The organism is Serratia sp. K1WW1 (assembly GCF_055790865.1).
In genome coordinates, this window is sequence record NZ_CM147697.1 from 4,778,861 (window position 1) to 4,798,482 (window position 19,622).

At 54.1% G+C, this 19,622-nt stretch carries 12 protein-coding genes, 2 tRNA genes and 3 rRNA genes; 7 read left to right on the forward strand and 10 right to left on the reverse strand.

Annotated elements, in window-relative coordinates; translation table 11 throughout:
- Positions 1-58 precede the first annotated feature (58 nt).
- Positions 59-1,432: a murein transglycosylase D gene (gene mltD, locus ACX9GU_RS21695; RefSeq protein ID WP_115158538.1), complete on the forward strand. Its 1,374-nt coding sequence runs from the start codon at positions 59-61 to the stop codon at positions 1,430-1,432.
- A gap of 54 nt (positions 1,433-1,486) precedes the next feature.
- Here mltD and ACX9GU_RS21700 read toward each other — a convergent pair whose 3' ends face one another.
- Positions 1,487-2,260 carry an endonuclease/exonuclease/phosphatase family protein gene (locus ACX9GU_RS21700; protein WP_037411523.1) on the reverse strand — a complete coding sequence of 258 codons (774 nt, stop codon included), beginning with the start codon at positions 2,258-2,260 and terminating at the stop codon, positions 1,487-1,489.
- 250 nt (positions 2,261-2,510) lie between these two features.
- Positions 2,511-3,686, reverse strand: coding sequence for an MFS transporter (locus tag ACX9GU_RS21705; RefSeq protein ID WP_473192888.1), 1,176 nt, complete (start codon positions 3,684-3,686; stop codon positions 2,511-2,513).
- Positions 3,687-3,790: 104 nt separating this feature from the next.
- On the opposite strand from ACX9GU_RS21705, the gene yafC reads away from it, so the two are divergent.
- Positions 3,791-4,681 carry a DNA-binding transcriptional regulator YafC gene (gene yafC, locus ACX9GU_RS21710; RefSeq protein ID WP_473192889.1) on the forward strand — a complete coding sequence of 297 codons (891 nt, stop codon included), beginning with the start codon at positions 3,791-3,793 and terminating at the stop codon, positions 4,679-4,681.
- Here the strand turns inward: yafC and ACX9GU_RS21715 are convergent.
- Positions 4,678-5,550, reverse strand: a complete 873-nt coding sequence (locus tag ACX9GU_RS21715) for a transposase family protein (protein ID WP_473192890.1) — start codon at positions 5,548-5,550, stop codon at positions 4,678-4,680. The genes yafC and ACX9GU_RS21715 overlap by 4 nt on opposite strands.
- Before the next feature lie 179 nt (positions 5,551-5,729).
- Between ACX9GU_RS21715 and ACX9GU_RS21720 the strand changes: the two genes are divergently transcribed.
- The 5 genes from ACX9GU_RS21720 to ACX9GU_RS21740 are packed head-to-tail and all read left to right on the forward strand — an operon-like array spanning position 5,730 to position 10,062.
- Positions 5,730-7,016, forward strand: coding sequence for a PTS sugar transporter subunit IIC (locus ACX9GU_RS21720; RefSeq protein WP_024483602.1), 1,287 nt, complete (start codon positions 5,730-5,732; stop codon positions 7,014-7,016).
- Position 7,017: 1 nt separating this feature from the next.
- Entirely contained in the window at positions 7,018-7,983 is a 966-nt protein-coding gene (locus ACX9GU_RS21725) for a glycosylasparaginase (protein WP_473192891.1), read from the forward strand.
- Entirely contained in the window at positions 7,976-9,436 is a 1,461-nt protein-coding gene (locus ACX9GU_RS21730; RefSeq protein WP_473192892.1) for a leucyl aminopeptidase family protein, read from the forward strand. The genes ACX9GU_RS21725 and ACX9GU_RS21730 overlap by 8 nt, the downstream gene beginning before the upstream one ends.
- A 1-nt stretch (position 9,437) precedes the next feature.
- Positions 9,438-9,749 carry a PTS sugar transporter subunit IIB gene (locus ACX9GU_RS21735; protein WP_473192893.1) on the forward strand — a complete coding sequence of 104 codons (312 nt, stop codon included), beginning with the start codon at positions 9,438-9,440 and terminating at the stop codon, positions 9,747-9,749.
- 1 nt (position 9,750) lies between these two features.
- Positions 9,751-10,062 carry a PTS lactose/cellobiose transporter subunit IIA gene (locus tag ACX9GU_RS21740; RefSeq protein WP_024483598.1) on the forward strand — a complete coding sequence of 104 codons (312 nt, stop codon included), beginning with the start codon at positions 9,751-9,753 and terminating at the stop codon, positions 10,060-10,062.
- Positions 10,063-10,108: 46 nt separating this feature from the next.
- On the opposite strand, the gene dkgB is transcribed toward ACX9GU_RS21740, so the two are convergent.
- The 7 genes from dkgB to clpB form a co-directional block, all read right to left on the reverse strand.
- Entirely contained in the window at positions 10,109-10,912 is an 804-nt protein-coding gene (gene dkgB, locus ACX9GU_RS21745; protein ID WP_473192894.1) for a 2,5-didehydrogluconate reductase DkgB, read from the reverse strand.
- A gap of 183 nt (positions 10,913-11,095) precedes the next feature.
- A tRNA-Asp gene (locus ACX9GU_RS21750) sits at positions 11,096-11,172 on the reverse strand.
- Positions 11,173-11,266: 94 nt separating this feature from the next.
- Positions 11,267-11,382: ribosomal RNA gene (rrf, locus tag ACX9GU_RS21755) — 5S ribosomal RNA — on the reverse strand.
- Positions 11,383-11,559: 177 nt separating this feature from the next.
- Positions 11,560-14,467 (reverse strand): 23S ribosomal RNA (locus ACX9GU_RS21760).
- Between the two features lie 242 nt (positions 14,468-14,709).
- A tRNA-Glu gene (locus ACX9GU_RS21765) sits at positions 14,710-14,785 on the reverse strand.
- A gap of 145 nt (positions 14,786-14,930) precedes the next feature.
- A 16S ribosomal RNA gene (locus ACX9GU_RS21770) occupies positions 14,931-16,471 on the reverse strand.
- The 16S, 23S and 5S rRNA genes sit together here with 2 tRNA genes alongside, the layout of an rRNA operon.
- Before the next feature lie 562 nt (positions 16,472-17,033).
- Complete coding sequence (gene clpB / locus ACX9GU_RS21775; RefSeq protein ID WP_473192895.1) at positions 17,034-19,607, reverse strand: ATP-dependent chaperone ClpB; 2,574 nt, start codon at positions 19,605-19,607, stop codon at positions 17,034-17,036.
- Positions 19,608-19,622 lie beyond the last annotated feature (15 nt).

Here is a 19,622-nt window from a genome sequence, read left to right on the forward strand (position 1 = left end):
TTTTTTAACGAAGCAAAGTATCCTTGCTCGTCTTTTAAGCAACTATATTGACACACACATGAAGGCTAAAGCGATACTTCTCGCCTCGGTCTTGCTGGTGGGTTGCCAGTCATCCTGGAAGGATGCACCGGCACCAAAGCAGCATGCACAGAGTCTGTCTTCGGCAGGTCAAGAAAGTGAAGCAGGAGAGTACACAGCGAGTTCGGCACGGTGGCTAGACAGTAACAGTAGCGCCGCTCAGCAGAACCTGTGGAACTTCATTAGCGACGAGCTGAAGATGGAGGTTCCGGAAAACGACCGGATCCGTGAACAAAAAAGAAAATATTTAAAAAGTAAGAGCTATCTCCACGATGTAACACTACGGGCAGAGCCGTACATGTACTGGATAGTCGGGCAGATTAAGAAACGCAATATGCCGATGGAACTGGTACTGCTACCCATAGTGGAGAGCGCTTTTGACCCTCACGCCACGTCAAGTGCCAATGCCGCAGGGCTATGGCAGATCGTGCCGCAAACGGGTCGCAATTATGGTTTGAAAAACAATCAGTGGTATGACGGGCGCCGTGATGTTGTGGCCTCGACGACCGCTGCGCTTAACATGATGGAGCGTTTGAACCGCATGTTTGACGGTGACTGGTTATTGACCATCGCCGCGTATAACAGTGGTGAAGGCCGAGTCATGCAGGCGGTTAAGGCGAATAAACGTCAGGGTAAGTCCACCGAGTTCTGGGCATTGTCGCTTCCGCGTGAAACGTCAATCTATGTCCCGAAAATGCTGGCACTGAGCGATATCATCAAGCACAGCAAAAAGTACGGCGTCAAGTTGCCAAAAACTGACGAAACCCGTGCACTGGCGCGTATTGATGTCGGGCAGCAGATCCAGCTGACTCAGGCGGCAGAGATGTCTGGGCTTTCTCTCACCAAGATGAAGGCTTATAACCCTGGCTACAAGAAAGGCGTTACGGCACCTAATGGGCCCCATTACATCATGGTTCCCAAAAAGAATGCCGCACAGTTGAAAGACTCGTTGGCCGACGGACAGATAGCTGCAACATTACCAACCACCCAGTTGGCGAAGAACAGTGGCCTGTCAGGCGGAAGTGCGTATAAGGTTCGCTCCGGCGATACGTTATCCACCATCGCCAAACGGTTGAACGTTAAGACCAGCGATTTGCAGAGTTGGAACAATTTGCGTGGCAAGAGCACGCTGAAAGTTGGGCAAACCCTGCAAGTGGCCAGCAATGCCAGAGATAACAGCAGTATCACCTACCAAGTGCGTAAGGGTGACTCGCTATCCAGCATTGCACGTCGTCACGGCGTCGAAATTAACGACGTGATGCGTTGGAACTCAACGCTCGGCAAAGCCAGCAGTTTGCAACCCGGTGTGAAGCTGACGCTGTTTGTCAGCAACAAATCGTCGCCGGAAACCTAGTTTTCGCCACAAAAAAAGCATCCCTCGGGATGCTTTTTTATTGGCCAAATTTCGCTACCAGACCGGTTTATCGGTTTGCGAATGGAACTCCACCAGCAGCGGATTGTGGTCTGAGGCCTGAGTCACCAGCACCGAGGCCTCTGTAACGCCCAGGTTGCGGTAAAAGATAAAATCCAACGGGCGGCCAAAGGCTTTACGGCGATGATCGTCGGCGAAGTTGACCTCGTGCAACGCCATATCGCTGGCAAATTGATACAGCGCGTTGATGCGCTTGCGGCTCCAGGCGTTAAAATCCCCCGCCATGATCACCGGCCCCCGATGGAGGGCGATCTGCTCACCAATCGGGCCAAGCTGCTTGCTGTAAACATCCACTCCCAGGCTAAAGTTCACCGCGTGGATATTCACGACCATCAACAGCTGACCATCTAATAAAGGGTAGACGGTGATCAACGCCGACTTGGCCAAACGCAGCAGCGGCTCCCGTTCGCGCAACGGGCAGCAATACACCGGATGTGCTGCCGCCAGCGTCATCACGCCAGAAGGGTGTTGCGGCAACACAAAGGCGGGCACCTGATCGGCCGCCAGATAGTTAGAGGTGGCAAAGCTGACCAATTCCGGCGTGGTCTGCGCCTCCTGCAATAGCACCAGCTGCGCATCTTTACCGAAGTCTTTCAACACCGAAAGCCAATCGGCACGCTGCTGTTTGAAAATATTCCATACCATCACCCGCAGCGCACCAGACGTAGGCAACGCGGCCCCGGGCGGTAGCGGCTGATTGATGGCACCAGGGAAAATCCGTTCAACTGGCTGGCCCGCAACATACCTCATTGCATAAGTTCGTTTCGGCACGTTATTCGCCTATTTCCCGTTCGGATGAAAATCACGTTGATAGCAACCTGGCTACCAAGACTCAATTCAGTATACGCCTGAGCGGCTCTGCCAACATGGCTTTTAGAGACCCAGTTATAGGGGCAAGGCGGGCCGATTTCAATCAATGCCGTGTATGTGTCTGTAAAGGTTCGCGCTGAATGCAAAAAGGCCCACCAATGTGGGCCAAGAAGAAAGGTGCAAGATGGGATCAGGCGAACTGCCGTTGGTGTTGTTTATCCAAACGGCCGCTAAGGCAGATCAACAACAACGCCCCCACTACAATCAGCGCGCCGATCCAAGGCGTTTGCGCCAACCCTAGCGAAGCCACGGTCTGCCCGCCAATCACGGAGCCCAATGCGATCCCTACGTTGAAAGCCGCGATATTCAGGCCTGAAGCAACGTCCACCGCGTTCGGCGTGTACTGCTCGGCCTTCTGCACCACATAAACCTGCAAGCCCGGGACATTGCCAAAGGCAAATACCCCCATCACCACCACCGTCAGCAGCGCGGCGGCGCTGTGGCTGGCGGTAAACTGAAACACCAACAGCAAGGCGGCTAACGCGGCAAAGATAAAGCTCAGTGCCCGCACCGCGCCATGACGGTCGGCCAGTTTGCCGCCCCAGATGTTACCGATGGCTACCGCTATGCCATAGGCCAGCAAAATCCAACTGACGGCCGGAGCCGAAAAGCCAGCCAGCTCCTGCATCATCGGCGCCAGGAAGGTGAAGGTCGTGAATACCCCGCCGTAGCCCAGCGCGGTAACGGCGTAAATCAGCAGCAGGCGCGGGTGTGTCAGCACTTGCAGCTGATCGCGGATGCTGGCACTGGCCTGGTTCTTGATGTTGTTCGGGATCAGGATCAGGCTGGCAATAATCGCCACCATGCCAATCAACGACACCGCCAGGAAGGTCTCACGCCAGCCGAAGTGCTGGCCGATAAAGGTGCCTAACGGCACGCCTGTCACCAGCGCAACGGTCAAGCCACCAAACATGATGGCGATCGCCATTGCCGCCTTCTCTTTGGCTACCAGGCTAGTGGCAATCGTCGAACCCACCGAGAAAAACACCCCGTGCGCCAGGCCAGTCAGTAAACGAGCAACTACCAGTGACTCATAGCTCGGTGACTGCCAGGCCAGCAGGTTGCCAAGGGTGAACAGCACCATCAGGCCCACCAACAGCATCTTGCGCGGCACGCGGCCGGTTAAAGCGGTCAGTACCGGCGCACCGATCGCCACCCCAATGGCGTACAGGGTCACCAGCAGCCCTGCGGACGGCACGGTGACGTTTAACTGCTCGGCGATGGTCGGGATCAAGCCGACAATCACAAACTCCGTGGTGCCGATGGCATAGGCACTGATGGTCAAGGCAAGTAAAGCGAGAGGCATTGCTAACTCCAAAATAGCGTTCGGTTGATAGCGGTGATTATCTGCCTGTGCTTAAATGATAAAAATGCTCAAAATTTCAAATAAATTTTGCTGATGGAGCAACAATGAAGGCAAATTCGGATGAACTGATCACTTTTGTCACCGTGGTGGAATGCGGTAGCTTCAGCCGCGCAGCGGAGCGCTTGGAACAGGCAAACTCGGTGGTCAGCCGCACGGTAAAAAAGCTGGAGAGCAAGCTGGGGGTCACCCTGCTCAATCGCACCACCCGCCAGATAAGCCTGACGCAGGAGGGAGAAAACTATTTCCGCCAGGTGCAGAAAGTCCTGAGCGATATGGCCGCGGCGGAAAATGCGCTGATGGAGAGCCGCCAGCGGCCCCAGGGCCTGTTGCGCGTGGATGCCGCAACGCCGGTCGTGTTGCACGTGCTGACCCCGTTGGTTGGCGAGTTTCGTGCCCGCTACCCGGAAATGTCGCTCTCGCTGGTCTCTTCAGAAACCTTTATCAACCTGATTGAGCGCAAGGTCGACATTGCCATCCGCGTGGGGGAACTGACAGACTCAAGTTTGAAGGCGCGCAAACTGATGACCAGCTATCGAAAAATTGTGACGTCACCGGCCTATCTGCAGCAGTTCGGTACTCCGCAAAGCGTGGAGGAGCTGGCGCAACACTGTTGCATCGGCTTCAACGATCTACCCAACCTGAACCGCTGGCCATTAGCCTGCGCCGATGGCCGGCAGTTGGAGATTACACCGGGGCTGACTACCAACAGCGGAGAAACGCAACGCCACCTTTGCCTGCATGGCAACGGCATCGCCTGTCTGTCGAACTTTATGATCGATGAGGATATTCAGCGTGGGGATTTAGTGCAGATCCTGATCGAGGAGACGCTGCCGGTTGCCGTACCGGTGAACGCGGTTTATTACAGCGACAGCGCCGTAAGCAACCGCCTGCGCAGCTTTATCGACTTTCTCAGCGAAAGCCTGACACCCCACTAACCTGGCCGATGCTGTAACCAGAATGCGGTGGGCGTCAGGCCACCCAGCTTCTTCTGCGGCCAGTGTTGGTTATAGCTGGCACAGAGCGCCTGCAACACGTTATCCAGCGATGAGCTCTCCGCCGCCGGTAGCAACTGCGCCAGTTGGCTTTCGAGCCGCAACACAATTTCCATTTGCGGTAACGCGGGTTGTTGCAACGTTATCCCCTGCTCCCGGCACCATAGCTGTAAGGGATGGGTCTGAGACTCGCTATTGCCGAACAGCTTTTTATTTTCAGTCTCAATAGATTGTATATCGCCAGGACAGTGCGGTAACCGTTCCTTCAGCCAGTTGACCACCAGCATCGGCGAAGCGCCCGCAAAGGCTCGTGCGCTCAGCCAGCCGCTGACCTTCTCTTCGCCCCACAAGAGGTGTTGCTCACCACCATCTTCGGCCGATAGGCTAATTCGTTGATAAAAAAGGGCGAGGGTTCCCGGCAATTCGCCAGCCTTCACCGCCTTTTTACCTCGTAGCGCCCTGCTCTGTTCCTCACCGCGCTGACCCACGCCGCGCAGATAGCGATCCAAGCCCGCACGGGAGATCGGCTGTTGCATGCCCTGATTCACCACCACCAGCAGCTCATCCAGCGGCAGCTGTAATTTTTGTCTCAGCCAGTTGATAAGCAAACTCTGCTCGTCCGTCAGCGCCTTGCGAAGGGTCTTGGGCACCGTATGGCGATCGGCGACATCCTGGCGCTGCCGCCAACGGCGTACCGTCGCCACGGAAATGCCCAGCTCCTGCGCCAATACGCGGTCACTTTTATCCGATTGCTGGATATAACGCCGCACTCGTGGGGTGGTGGTCGCATTGGCATGCAGCTTGATTTCCATCGTGGACTCCACACTAAAATTGATGCCCTATCATAACTAATCTTGTGAGATATTTTATAAATTCACCTCACACTGTGAACTGATTCACCTTTCTTTAAAATCCATTCACTGATAATCCCAGCCAATAAGTCGCCACCCTTACCTGTTTTTCTCCAATAAGCATACCTACGGGGTTTAGCATGAACAACGTTCTGGGATTTCTTGAAGCCAAGCTGATGCCTCTGGCGGCCAAGGCCGCACAGCAGCGGCATTTGTGTGCCATCCGCGGTGCCTATGTTTCCTTTATGCCGTTCATTATCGTCGGCTCGATCCTGCTGGTGATCTCGTCATTCCCCAATCAGGGTTACCAGCAGTTTATGGCAGGCCTGTTTGGCGCCAGCTGGAGCAATATCATCGAGATCCCGTTCAACGCGGTGTTCTCCACCATGTCGCTGTTTGTCAGTTTCCTTACCGCTTACCGCCTGGCGGAACATTATGACGAGGATCGCGTCTCCAGCGGTATTCTGTCGCTGGTGTGCTTCCTGATCCTCACGCCGTTTATCAAGGTAGAAGCCTTGGGCAATATCAATGTGATCCCGACCGAGTGGATCGGCAGCAAGGGGCTGTTTGTAGCGATGATCGGCTCACTGCTGTGGACTGAGCTGTTCTGCTACCTCAAGCGCCGCAAGCTGATCATCAAAATGCCCGAAGGCGTGCCACCGGCGGTACAGGAATCCTTCGCCGCTCTGCTGCCTGCGTTGTTCGTGATTATCCTGGTACTGGCGATCCGTATTCTGTTCGAACACACCAGCTACCAAACCATTCATCAGTTTATTTATAACGTAGTCGCCACGCCGGTACGCCACTTTGGCACTTCCTATATCGGTGCGCTGCTGACGGTATTGAGTATCACCATCCTCTGGTCGGTGGGGATCAACTCCGGTTCGATGGTCAACGGCATCATTCGCCCGCTGTGGATGGAAAACCAGACCGACAACATCGCCGCTATCCAGGCCGGGGTCACGCCACCGCACATCGTTACCGAACAGTTCTTCGATATGATCTGGATGGGCGGCGCTGGTGCCACCCTGTCGCTGGTGATCGCCATTCTGTTCTTTGCCCGTAGCAACAGCATCCGCGAAGTAGGTCGCATGGGGGCTGCGGCTTCAATCTTCAACATTAATGAACCGATCCTGTTTGGCCTGCCGGTGATCATGAACCCGATCATGTTGATCCCTTTCAACCTGGTCCCGGTGGTGTTGGTTACCGTGCAATACGTGGCGATGAAGGTGGGGGCCGTCGCCGTCACCACCGGGGTATTTATCCCTTGGACGCTGCCACCGGTGATCAGTGGTTTTATCGTGACCGGCCATTTGAGTGGCAGCCTGATGCAGATCGTTAACCTGCTGATCGGCGCCATGCTTTATCTGCCTTTCCTGCGCATTCTGGACAAACAGTATCGCGCAGCCGAAACATCAGGAGTTTGATATGTGGGGAATGATTGCAACCTGGCGTATGGCACTGGAAGGCGTCACCCAGGCCAGCGAAACGCTGAAAGCCGGGGCAAGCGCCGCACAAAGCGTGGTTAGTGCGGTGGCGGAAGTGGAGGACTTTCCGTTTTATAAATCTGTCGGTTTCGGCGGCCTGCCGACCGAAAATGGTGAGGTAGAACTGGATGCGGCCTTTATGGATGGCGATACGCTGGCCTTTGGTGCCGTTGGTAACCTGGTGGATATCGCCAACCCGGTGAAGGTTGCCCAGGCACTGAGCCGCGAACGCTTCAACAGCGTCCTGGTGGGAGCTGGCGCACGTGAGTGGGCCCTTAGCCAGGGTTTTGCCGACAAGACCATGCTCACTGAGCGAGCAACCCAGCACTATCGTAAACGCTGCCGCGAAACCATCGATAAGGGCCTTAGCCCCTACGATGGTCACGATACCGTCGGCATTATCGGCCTCGATCTGCATGGCTCAATGAGCGTGGCCACGTCTACCAGCGGCTTGTTTATGAAACGCCGTGGCCGCCTGGGTGATTCACCTGTGATTGGCTCCGGTTTCTACTGTGACAGCCAGATCGGTGCCGCAACCGCCACGGGCGTGGGTGAAGACCTGATGAAAGGCTGCACCAGCTATGAGATCGTGCGCCGTATGCAGCAAGGTATGACGCCACAACAGGCGGCCGATTCGGTCGTCTTCGAGCTGGAAGACAGACTGATAGCCCGCTTTGGCCGGGTGGGCGATCTCTCCGTAGTCTGTATGAATCGGCAGGGGGAGTTCGGCATCTCTACCAATATCAAAACCTTCTCGTTTGTGGTCGCCAGCGCCATCCTGCCACCGACGGTGTACCTGGCAGAACGCCGTGCCGAGCATACCCACTACACTCCAGCCAGCGAGCAATGGCTAACCGACTATGCCGAGCGCATTCGTGCGCCGATTGAGGAGATCCATTTTGATTAATTATCGGTTTCTGAGTGAAATCCCCGCGTGGGGAGTTAACAGCCATGTGATTAGCTATCCCGGCAGCCCATTGCCATTACCCTGCAATGCGCCCCTGTTACAGGAACTGCAGGCTACCGCCCAGCAGCAAACCGCCGACTGCGCCTATGGCTGCGCTCCGGTAGGCCGCGTCACGCTGTTGCCAAAAACGTTCTGGCTCGATGGGCAAACCAGCAGGCTGGTCACCGCACTGCGTCCTCTACTACGCAGCGGTACTGGTACGCAGTTGATCGTCGACTGCACGGTGTTTGATCGCCGCAGCCTGCCGGCACTGACCCCTCTGCTGCACTTCCTGTTCAACCTGGATTACCAACTGAGCGATCTCGGGCTGAAAAAGGCAGAAGCGTCGCCCACACCGCGTATCCAGGAGTTGGTGTTCTATTGCCAGCCGGAGCAACGAGCCACTCTCGAACAACAGCTGCCTCAAGCGGCTGCCACCGCCATGGGGATGAAGGCAGCACGACGCATTGCCGACATGCCAAGCGATCGTTGCACCCCGGCATTTTTCGCCAGCGAGATCGCCCGCCAGATTGCACCCTATCCCAGCCTGAGCTGCGAAGTGTTGGATGAACAGCAGATCGCTGAACAGGGTCTTGGCTTGCTACAGGCGGTAGGTAAAGGTGCCGATAATCCTCCGCGTCTGGTGGTGATCCGTTACCAGGGGAGCGACACTGGCCCCTTCAGCGCCTACGTGGGCAAAGGTATCACCTTCGATACCGGCGGCCTGTGGTTAAAGGGCGGCGATGGCATGTACACCATGAAATATGACATGTGTGGCGCCGCCAACGTCTTTGGCCTGATGCTGGCCGTGGCAGAACTCAAGCTGCCGGTACATCTGGTTGGCGTACTGGCGCTGGCCGAAAATATGATTGGCCCGGCAGCGATGCGCCCTGGCGATGTCGCAACCAGCTACAGCGGCTTAACCGTGGAAATCAATAACACCGATGCCGAGGGGCGGCTGGTGCTGGCCGATGGCATCGCCTACGCCAGCAGGTTGACCCATAATCAGCAGCCGCCTGAATACGTGATCGATCTGGCTACGCTCACCGGCGCGGTGGTCAAAGCCCTGGGTTACGATCTTAGCGGCCTGATGACCGAGGATGAGAATCTGCGTCACGATCTCACTCAGGCAGGCTTGCGTAGTGGAGATCCTCTGTGGTCGCTGCCTTTGGATGATCGCTTCAGCAAACAGGTCGAGAGCCATATTGCCGATCTGTGCAACACGCCGACCAACAATGCGGCAATCAGTACCTCTGCCGCCTACTTCCTAAGTCGTTTCAGCCCGGCGGATATTCCCTGGGCGCACCTTGATATCAGCGGTACCGCGCTGTGGCGCGAAAATGGCCGTAGCGTGGCCTCTGGCCGACCGATCCCACTTTTAATCCAGCATTTGCTGGAACGCCTGGAGAAATAACATGAAAAAGATCCTGTTAGTGTGTGACTTGGGTATGTCCACCAGTCTGCTGGTGAAAAAGATGCAGGAAGCCGCCATTGCTCGCGGTATTGACGCCGAGATCTGCGCCAAGTCGATTCGTGAATACAAAACGGTGGTAACCGAATTTGACGTCGCGCTGCTGGGGCCGCAGATCCGCTATAAGCTGGCCGAGTGCGAAAAGATTGCCCACGAGCACCATAAAAAAGTCGCCTGCATCGATATGATGGCCTACGGCACCATGAAGGGTGACAAGGTATTGGATCAAGCTCTGGCGCTGATTGAGGAGGCCTGAAATGGATTTGGAAAACGAAGTGATGGAGCTGATTGCCAATGCGGGTTACGCCCGCAGTCTGGTGTTTCAAGCCATGCGCTGTGCGCGCGAAGAAGAAGATTTCGTGCAGGCCGAACAGTATATGCAACAAGCGCAAGAGGCACTCTCTGGCGCTCACCACGTGCAGACCAAACTGATCGAAATGGACGAAGGCAGCGGTAAAATCCCGGTTCATCTGGTGATGGTCCATGCACAGGACCATTTGATGAACGCAATTATGCTGATGGAAATGGGCCGTGAGATTATCGCCCTACACCAAAAAATCGCTCGTTAAGACCAGCCAGGCCGTTTGTGCCTTCAAACCACAGACGGCCAACCTATCAATCCCAGTTTGGTGCCAGGCCTGCCGGACTAACCAGGCGGCCATTGCATTCTAATGCAGCAATCTCGGCCATTTCATCATCAGACAGCGTCAGTTGCTGAGCCAACAGGTTGCTCGCCAGGTTTTCACGCTTGGTCGAGGACGGGATCACCGCATAACCCAGTTGCATAGCCCAAGCCAGGATCACCTGAGCCGCGGTCACATCACGGCGCTTGGCGATATTGGTGATGACTTCATCCTGCAACGCCTTGCCATAAGCCAACGTCATATAGGAGGTGATGGCAATGCCATGCTGTTGCGCAAATTCAACCACCTGACGGTTTTGCAGATACGGTGAGAGTTCGATTTGGTTGGTGGCAATCGCATCAGCACCCACCGCATCAATGGCACGCTGCATCAGTTCAACGGTGAAGTTGGAAATACCAATCTGGCGCGTCAGCCCCAACTCTTTCGCCTTAAGCAACTCGGCCATAGACTCGGCAACCGAGACTTCATCGTTCGGTGACGGCCAGTGGATCAGGGTCAGATCCACATAGGAGGTTTGCAGCTTTTTCAGGCTTTCTTGCAGGCTTGGGATCAGTTGGTCTTTGCCCAGGTTGGCGATCCAGATTTTAGTGGTGATAAATAGCTCTTCACGTTTCACGCCACTGGCTGCGATAGCTTGGCCGACGGCCGCTTCGTTCTCATAGATTTGTGCGGTATCAATGGCACGATAGCCCAGTTCCAGAGCGGTGCTCACGGAATCGATCACCACTTGATCTTGTAGACGGAAGGTACCTAAGCCAAATGCAGGGATGCTCATAATTGTATTCTCTCGTTTGTTTATCAAAACAGCTTGAGAGGATTATGGCAGCAGTTTTGTTGATCAAAAACGCCCTATTGTGCATAAGACTTTTGACTATTGGGCAACAATAGACCTTGATTCAGCAGGGAATTTAGCAAATGAAAAAGCCCTGAGTCATAGACTCAGGGCTTATCAATTAAGTGGCGGAACGGACGGGGCTCGAACCCGCGACCCCCTGCGTGACAGGCAGGTATTCTAACCAACTGAACTACCGCTCCACCGATTCTTCTACGTCGCATCTTTCGATGCTGGCAAAACCATCTTGATGGTTCTGCGCATTACCAGATGTCATACTGATAACGTTTATTTGATGCCTGGCAGTGTCCTACTCTCGCATGGGGAGACCCCACACTACCATCGGCGCTACGGCGTTTCACTTCTGAGTTCGGCATGGGGTCAGGTGGGACCACCGCGCTATTGCCGCCAGGCAAATCTGTTTTATTCCAACCGCTTCACTTTCGTGTCGCCATCGAAACCAATCTCGGAACTTCGCTGAAAATCTAGAGTTATTCGTATCGTCCTGATACTCACCCCTACGGGGCCGTCGCAAGCGACGTTCAAAATCGTTCCCGACGATTTTGTCTCCAAAACACCTTTGGTGTTGTAAGGTTAAGCCTCACGGATCATTAGTACTGGTTAGCTCAATGCATCGCTGCACTTACACACCCAGCCTATCAACGTCTTAGTCTTAAACGTTCCTTCAGGGGCCTTAAAGGCCCAGGGAAGACTCATCTCGAGGCAAGTTTCGCGCTTAGATGCTTTCAGCGCTTATCTTTTCCGCACTTAGCTACCGGGCAGTGCCATTGGCATGACAACCCGAACACCAGTGGTGCGTTCACTCCGGTCCTCTCGTACTAGGAGCAACCCCTCTCAATCTTCCAACGCCCACGGCAGATAGGGACCGAACTGTCTCACGACGTTCTAAACCCAGCTCGCGTACCACTTTAAATGGCGAACAGCCATACCCTTGGGACCTACTTCAGCCCCAGGATGTGATGAGCCGACATCGAGGTGCCAAACACCGCCGTCGATATGAACTCTTGGGCGGTATCAGCCTGTTATCCCCGGAGTACCTTTTATCCGTTGAGCGATGGCCCTTCCATTCAGAACCACCGGATCACTAAGACCTACTTTCGTACCTGCTCGAGCCGTCACTCTCGCAGTCAAGCTAGCTTATGCCTTTGCACTAACCTCACGATGTCCGACCGTGATTAGCTAACCTTCGTGCTCCTCCGTTACTCTTTGGGAGGAGACCGCCCCAGTCAAACTACCCACCAGACACTGTCCTCACCCCGGATTACGGGGCCGAGTTAGAACATCAAACATTAAAGGGTGGTATTTCAAGGTTGGCTCCATGCAGACTGGCGTCCACACTTCAAAGCCTCCCACCTATCCTACACATCAAGGCTCAATGTTCAGTGTCAAGCTATAGTAAAGGTTCACGGGGTCTTTCCGTCTTGCCGCGGGTACACTGCATCTTCACAGCGAGTTCAATTTCACTGAGTCTCGGGTGGAGACAGCCTGGCCATCATTACGCCATTCGTGCAGGTCGGAACTTACCCGACAAGGAATTTCGCTACCTTAGGACCGTTATAGTTACGGCCGCCGTTTACTGGGGCTTCGATCAAGAGCTTCGCCTTGCGGCTGACCCCATCAATTAACCTTCCAGCACCGGGCAGGCGTCACACCGTATACGTCCACTTTCGTGTTTGCACAGTGCTGTGTTTTTATTAAACAGTTGCAGCCAGCTGGTATCTGCGACTGGCTTCAGCTCCGAGAGCAAGTCTCTTCACCTACGCGCCAGCGTGCCTTCTCCCGAAGTTACGGCACCATTTTGCCTAGTTCCTTCACCCGAGTTCTCTCAAGCGCCTGGGTATTCTCTACCTGACCACCTGTGTCGGTTTGGGGTACGATTTGATGTTACCTGATGCTTAGAGGCTTTTCCTGGAAGCAGGGCATCAACTACTTCTGCACCGTAGTGCATCGTCATCACGCCTCAGGGTTGATAAGCAACCGGATTTACCAGGTCACTCCCCCTACACGCTTAAACCGGGACAACCGTCGCCCGGCTAGCCTAGCCTTCTCCGTCCCCCCTTCGCAGTAACACCGAGTACAGGAATATTAACCTGTTTCCCATCGACTACGCCTTTCGGCCTCGCCTTAGGGGTCGACTCACCCTGCCCCGATTAACGTTGGACAGGAACCCTTGGTCTTCCGGCGAGCGGGTTTTTCACCCGCTTTATCGTTACTTATGTCAGCATTCGCACTTCTGATACCTCCAGCAAACCTCACAGTTCACCTTCAACGGCTTACAGAACGCTCCCCTACCCAACAACGCCTAAGCGTCGCTGCCGCAGCTTCGGTGCATGGTTTAGCCCCGTTACATCTTCCGCGCAGGCCGACTCGACCAGTGAGCTATTACGCTTTCTTTAAATGATGGCTGCTTCTAAGCCAACATCCTGGCTGTCTATGCCTTCCCACATCGTTTCCCACTTAACCATGACTTTGGGACCTTAGCTGGCGGTCTGGGTTGTTTCCCTCTTCACGACGGACGTTAGCACCCGCCGTGTGTCTCCCGTGATAACATTCTTCGGTATTCGGAGTTTGCATCGGTTTGGTAAGCCGGGATGGCCCCCTAGCCGAAACAGTGCTCTACCCCCGAAGATGAGTTCACGAGGCGCTACCTAAATAGCTTTCGGGGAGAACCAGCTATCTCCCGGTTTGATTGGCCTTTCACCCCCAGCCACAAGTCATCCGCTAATTTTTCAACATTAGTCGGTTCGGTCCTCCAGTTAGTGTTACCCAACCTTCAACCTGCCCATGGCTAGATCACCGGGTTTCGGGTCTATACCTTGCAACTATTCGCCCAGTTAAGACTCGGTTTCCCTACGGCTCCCCTATACGGTTAACCTTGCTACAAAATATAAGTCGCTGACCCATTATACAAAAGGTACGCAGTCACACCATGAAGGTGCTCCCACTGCTTGTACGTACACGGTTTCAGGTTCTATTTCACTCCCCTCGCCGGGGTTCTTTTCGCCTTTCCCTCACGGTACTGGTTCACTATCGGTCAGTCAGGAGTATTTAGCCTTGGAGGATGGTCCCCCCATATTCAGACAGGATGTCACGTGTCCCGCCCTACTCATCGAACTCACAATTAATGCATTTTAGTGTACGGGGCTATCACCCTTTGCTGCGCGACTTTCCAGACGCTTCCACTAACACAAGAACTGATTCAGGTTCTGGGCTGTTCCCCGTTCGCTCGCCGCTACTGGGGGAATCTCGGTTGATTTCTTTTCCTCGGGGTACTTAGATGTTTCAGTTCCCCCGGTTCGCCTCGTATGGCTATGTATTCACCATACGATAGTGTGTCGAAACACACTGGGTTTCCCCATTCGGGTATTGCCGGTTATAACGGTTCATATCACCTTACCGACACTTTTCGCAGATTAGCACGCCCTTCATCGCCTCTGACTGCCTAGGCATCCACCGTGTACGCTTAGTCACTTAACCTCACAACCCGAAGGTGTTTCTGTAAACAGAGACACTGTCGTGCTGTTTATTTGAGAGACTCTATGACAGGTTAATCCTTACCCCAATACATCTACGGAGGGATAAGTTTCAGCTGTCATGTTTCAATTTTCAGCTTGTTCCAGATTGTTAAAGAGCAATATCTTAAACACGACTCGCAAGAGTCATCTTTAAGATAATCAGTCACGAATGACCGGTGATAATGTCTTTCACTCATTATCGGATGGCGTCCCCAAGGGGATTCGAACCCCTGTTACAGCCGTGAAAGGGCAGTGTCCTAGGCCTCTAGACGATGGGGACACAAAATCCGATTAAACCCAGGGTTTAATCGTTTCTCGTATCAGCATGAGTCCAGAAGACTCATTACATCAACAGGTAGCGCTTTGCTCATTACTTTTCATCAGACAATCTGTGTGGACACTGCACTCAACTGCATATCTTTAGGTAAGGAGGTGATCCAACCGCAGGTTCCCCTACGGTTACCTTGTTACGACTTCACCCCAGTCATGAATCACAAAGTGGTAAGCGCCCTCCCGAAGGTTAAGCTACCTACTTCTTTTGCAACCCACTCCCATGGTGTGACGGGCGGTGTGTACAAGGCCCGGGAACGTATTCACCGTAGCATTCTGATCTACGATTACTAGCGATTCCGACTTCACGGAGTCGAGTTGCAGACTCCGATCCGGACTACGACATACTTTATGAGGTCCGCTTGCTCTCGCGAGTTCGCTTCTCTTTGTATATGCCATTGTAGCACGTGTGTAGCCCTACTCGTAAGGGCCATGATGACTTGACGTCATCCCCACCTTCCTCCGGTTTATCACCGGCAGTCTCCTTTGAGTTCCCGCCATTACGCGCTGGCAACAAAGGATAAGGGTTGCGCTCGTTGCGGGACTTAACCCAACATTTCACAACACGAGCTGACGACAGCCATGCAGCACCTGTCTCACAGTTCCCGAAGGCACCAATCCATCTCTGGAAAGTTCTGTGGATGTCAAGAGTAGGTAAGGTTCTTCGCGTTGCATCGAATTAAACCACATGCTCCACCGCTTGTGCGGGCCCCCGTCAATTCATTTGAGTTTTAACCTTGCGGCCGTACTCCCCAGGCGGTCGACTTAACGCGTTAGCTCCGGAAGCCACGCCTCAAGGGCACAACCTCCAAGTCGACATCGTTTACAGCGTGGACTACCAGGGTATCTAATCCTGTTTGCTCCCCACGCTTTCGCACCTGAGCGTCAGTCTTTGTCCAGGGGGCCGCCTTCGCCACCGGTATTCCTCCAGATCTCTACGCATTTCACCGCTACACCTGGAATTCTACCCCCCTCTACAAGACTCTAGCTTGCCAGTTTCAAATGCAGTTCCCAAGTTAAGCTCGGGGATTTCACATCTGACTTAACAAACCGCCTGCGTGCGCTTTACGCCCAGTAATTCCGATTAACGCTTGCACCCTCCGTATTACCGCGGCTGCTGGCACGGAGTTAGCCGGTGCTTCTTCTGCGAGTAACGTCAATCCAACAGCGTATTAAGCTATTGGCCTTCCTCCTCGCTGAAAGTGCTTTACAACCCGAAGGCCTTCTTCACACACGCGGCATGGCTGCATCAGGCTTGCGCCCATTGTGCAATATTCCCCACTGCTGCCTCCCGTAGGAGTCTGGACCGTGTCTCAGTTCCAGTGTGGCTGGTCATCCTCTCAGACCAGCTAGGGATCGTCGCCTAGGTGAGCCATTACCTCACCTACTAGCTAATCCCATCTGGGCACATCCGATGGTGTGAGGCCCGAAGGTCCCCCACTTTGGTCCGAAGACGTTATGCGGTATTAGCTACCGTTTCCAGTAGTTATCCCCCTCCATCGGGCAGTTTCCCAGACATTACTCACCCGTCCGCCGCTCGTCACCCAGGAGCAAGCTCCTTGTGCTACCGCTCGACTTGCATGTGTTAGGCCTGCCGCCAGCGTTCAATCTGAGCCATGATCAAACTCTTCAATTAAAAGCTTGATTTGCTGCAACTCGTGCAGCGATGCTCGAAAATTAACTTTCGTAATAATTCATTCGCATGAATTACTGCTTGGTCACTCTTCAAGACTTGATATTTTTTTGCTACCGAAGTAGCTGGATATCGTCTTGTGAGTGCCCACACAGATTGTCTGATAAATTGTTAAAGAGCGTTCGTTACCGATAAGTTTCTCGGTAACGCGGGAGGTGCATATTACGCTTTCCCGCTGAAGAGTCAACCTTTTTCTCTTACGAGACGCGGTGTTTTCACCGGGTTGCTTCTTCCTGGCTAGGCGACATTCTTTGCTATAAAGAGTTCGTTGTTCCCGGTCAGTGGAGGCGCATTATAGGGAGTTCTCAGAAGGGCGCAACCCCTAAATTCAAAAAACTTTTCAAGCGTTCAAAAAACAAGCCAAAACGTCATTTATGGGTATTTATTAAGCAAAAAAGGAAGGTTTTAAGAGTTTTGCTCGAAGAAAACCCGTCAACCAGGCTAAACCCAAAGAAAAGGGGGCGGTAAAAACCGCCCCCTTCTATATAGCTACCAACAACTACTTTTATTGCTTGGCAACGATATGGTCGTTTTCCACGTCCAGCGTCACCGGTTTGCCTGGGATCAACTTGCCAGACAAGATTTGCTGTGCCAGCGGGTTTTCGATTTCCTGCTGGATAGCGCGTTTCAACGGCCGCGCACCATACACAGGGTCGTAACCGGTTTTGCCCAACAGCTCCAAGGCTGGCTCCGTAATACTGACTTCGTAGCCGCGCTCTTCCAGACGCTGGTACAGACGTGCCAACTGGATCTTGGCAATCTGCGCGATATGTTTCTGGCCGAGCGGATGGAACACCACCACTTCGTCGATACGGTTGATGAATTCCGGACGGAAATGTTGGCTCACCATTTCCATGACCGATTCCTTCATCTGTGGATAGCTCATCTGACCGAAATGCTCCTGGATCAGATCGGAACCCAGGTTAGAGGTCATGATCACCACGGTATTACGGAAATCAACGGTACGACCTTGTCCGTCTGTAAGACGTCCGTCATCCAACACCTGTAACAGGATGTTGAACACGTCTGGGTGCGCTTTTTCCACTTCGTCCAGCAGGATCACTGAATACGGACGACGGCGCACCGCTTCTGTCAGATAACCGCCCTCTTCATAACCGACATAACCTGGAGGTGCACCCACCAGCCGCGATACGGAGTGTTTCTCCATAAACTCGGACATGTCGATACGCACCATCGCGTCATCACTGTCGAACAGGAACCCAGCCAACGCCTTACACAGTTCGGTTTTACCCACCCCGGTAGGACCAAGGAACAGGAATGAACCGATCGGCCGATTTGGATCAGAAAGACCGGCACGGCTACGGCGAATGGCATTGGACACCGCGTTCACCGCTTCATCCTGGCCAATCACACGTGAGTGCAGTTCCTGCTCGAGGCGCAGCAGTTTGTCGCGCTCACCTTCCAGCATTCTGGCCACCGGGATACCGGTCGCTTTCGCCAACACTTCGGCGATTTCGGCGTCGGTAACGCGGTTACGCAGCAGCTTCATGGTCTTGCCTTCTGCCTGCGTGGCCGCCTCAAGCTGTTTTTCCAGCTCAGGGATTTTGCCATACTGCAGTTCAGACATGCGCCCAAGGTCACCTACGCGACGCGCCTGCTCCAGCGTGATCTTGGCCTGCTCCAGTTCCGCCTTGATATTCTGGGTACCAGACAGCGAAGCCTTTTCCGCTTTCCACTCTTCTTCCAGTTCTGAGTATTCGCGCTCTTTCTGCTCCAGCTCGCCACTCAGCATTTCCAGACGTTTCTTGCTGGCGTCATCCGATTCCTTGTTCAGTGCCTGCTCTTCCAGTTTTAACTGGATGATGCGGCGCTCCAGGCGATCGAGCGATTCCGGTTTAGAGTCCATCTGCATACGAATGCTGGAGGCGGCCTCATCGATCAGGTCGATGGCCTTATCCGGCAACTGACGGTCGGAGACATAGCGGTGCGACAATGTCGCCGCTGCTACGATCGCCGGGTCAGTGATCTGCACATGGTGATGCAGCTCATAGCGTTCTTTCAGGCCACGCAGGATGGCGATGGTGTCTTCCACGCTCGGTTCCGCGACATAGACTTTCTGGAAGCGGCGCTCCAGCGCAGCATCCTTCTCTATATATTGGCGATACTCGTTTAGCGTGGTCGCCCCTACGCAGTGCAGTTCCCCACGGGCAAGCGCGGGTTTGAGCATGTTGCCTGCATCCATCGCGCCGTCGGCTTTACCGGCACCCACCATGGTATGCAGCTCATCGATGAACAGAATGACGCTGCCTTCCTGTTTGGAAAGATCGCTCAGCACCGCCTTCAGGCGTTCTTCAAATTCGCCCCGGTATTTCGCACCGGCAATCAACGCGCCCATATCCAGGGAAAGCACGCGCTTATGCTTCAGCCCTTCGGGAACTTCGCCGTTGATAATACGCTGTGCCAAGCCTTCAACGATGGCGGTTTTGCCGACACCAGGCTCACCAATCAGTACCGGGTTGTTTTTGGTACGGCGTTGCAGCACCTGAATGGTGCGGCGGATCTCTTCATCACGGCCAATCACCGGGTCAAGCTTGCCCTGTTCCGCACGCTCAGTGAGATCGATAGTGTATTTTTTCAGAGCCTGACGCTGATCTTCAGCACCTTGGTCATCCACGCTGTCTCCCCCCCGCATTTGTTCAATGGCTTTGGCTATTTTGTCCGATGTAGCACCGGCTGCCTTAAGCAGATCGGTCAAGTTACCGCGATCTTCAAGCACCGCCAGCACAAACAGCTCGGATGAAATAAACTTGTCTGCCCGCTTTTGCGCCAGCTTGTCGCAAAGGTTGAGGACGCGTACCAGTTCGTGTGAGGGTTGAACATCCCCACCGGTACCTTCAACCTGCGGCAGACGAGACAATGCCTGATCGATGTCGGTACGCACTCGCGCAGCATCAATCCCGGCAGAAGTCAGTAATGGACGAACCGTGCCCCCATCCTGATTGAGCAGGGCGCTCATCAGATGTAACGGTTCAATAAATTGATTGTCGCGCCCAAGGGCCAAAGACTGGGCATCGGCGAGGGCAAGCTGGAATTTGTTAGTAAGACGATCCAGACGCATAACACCTCCAATGTA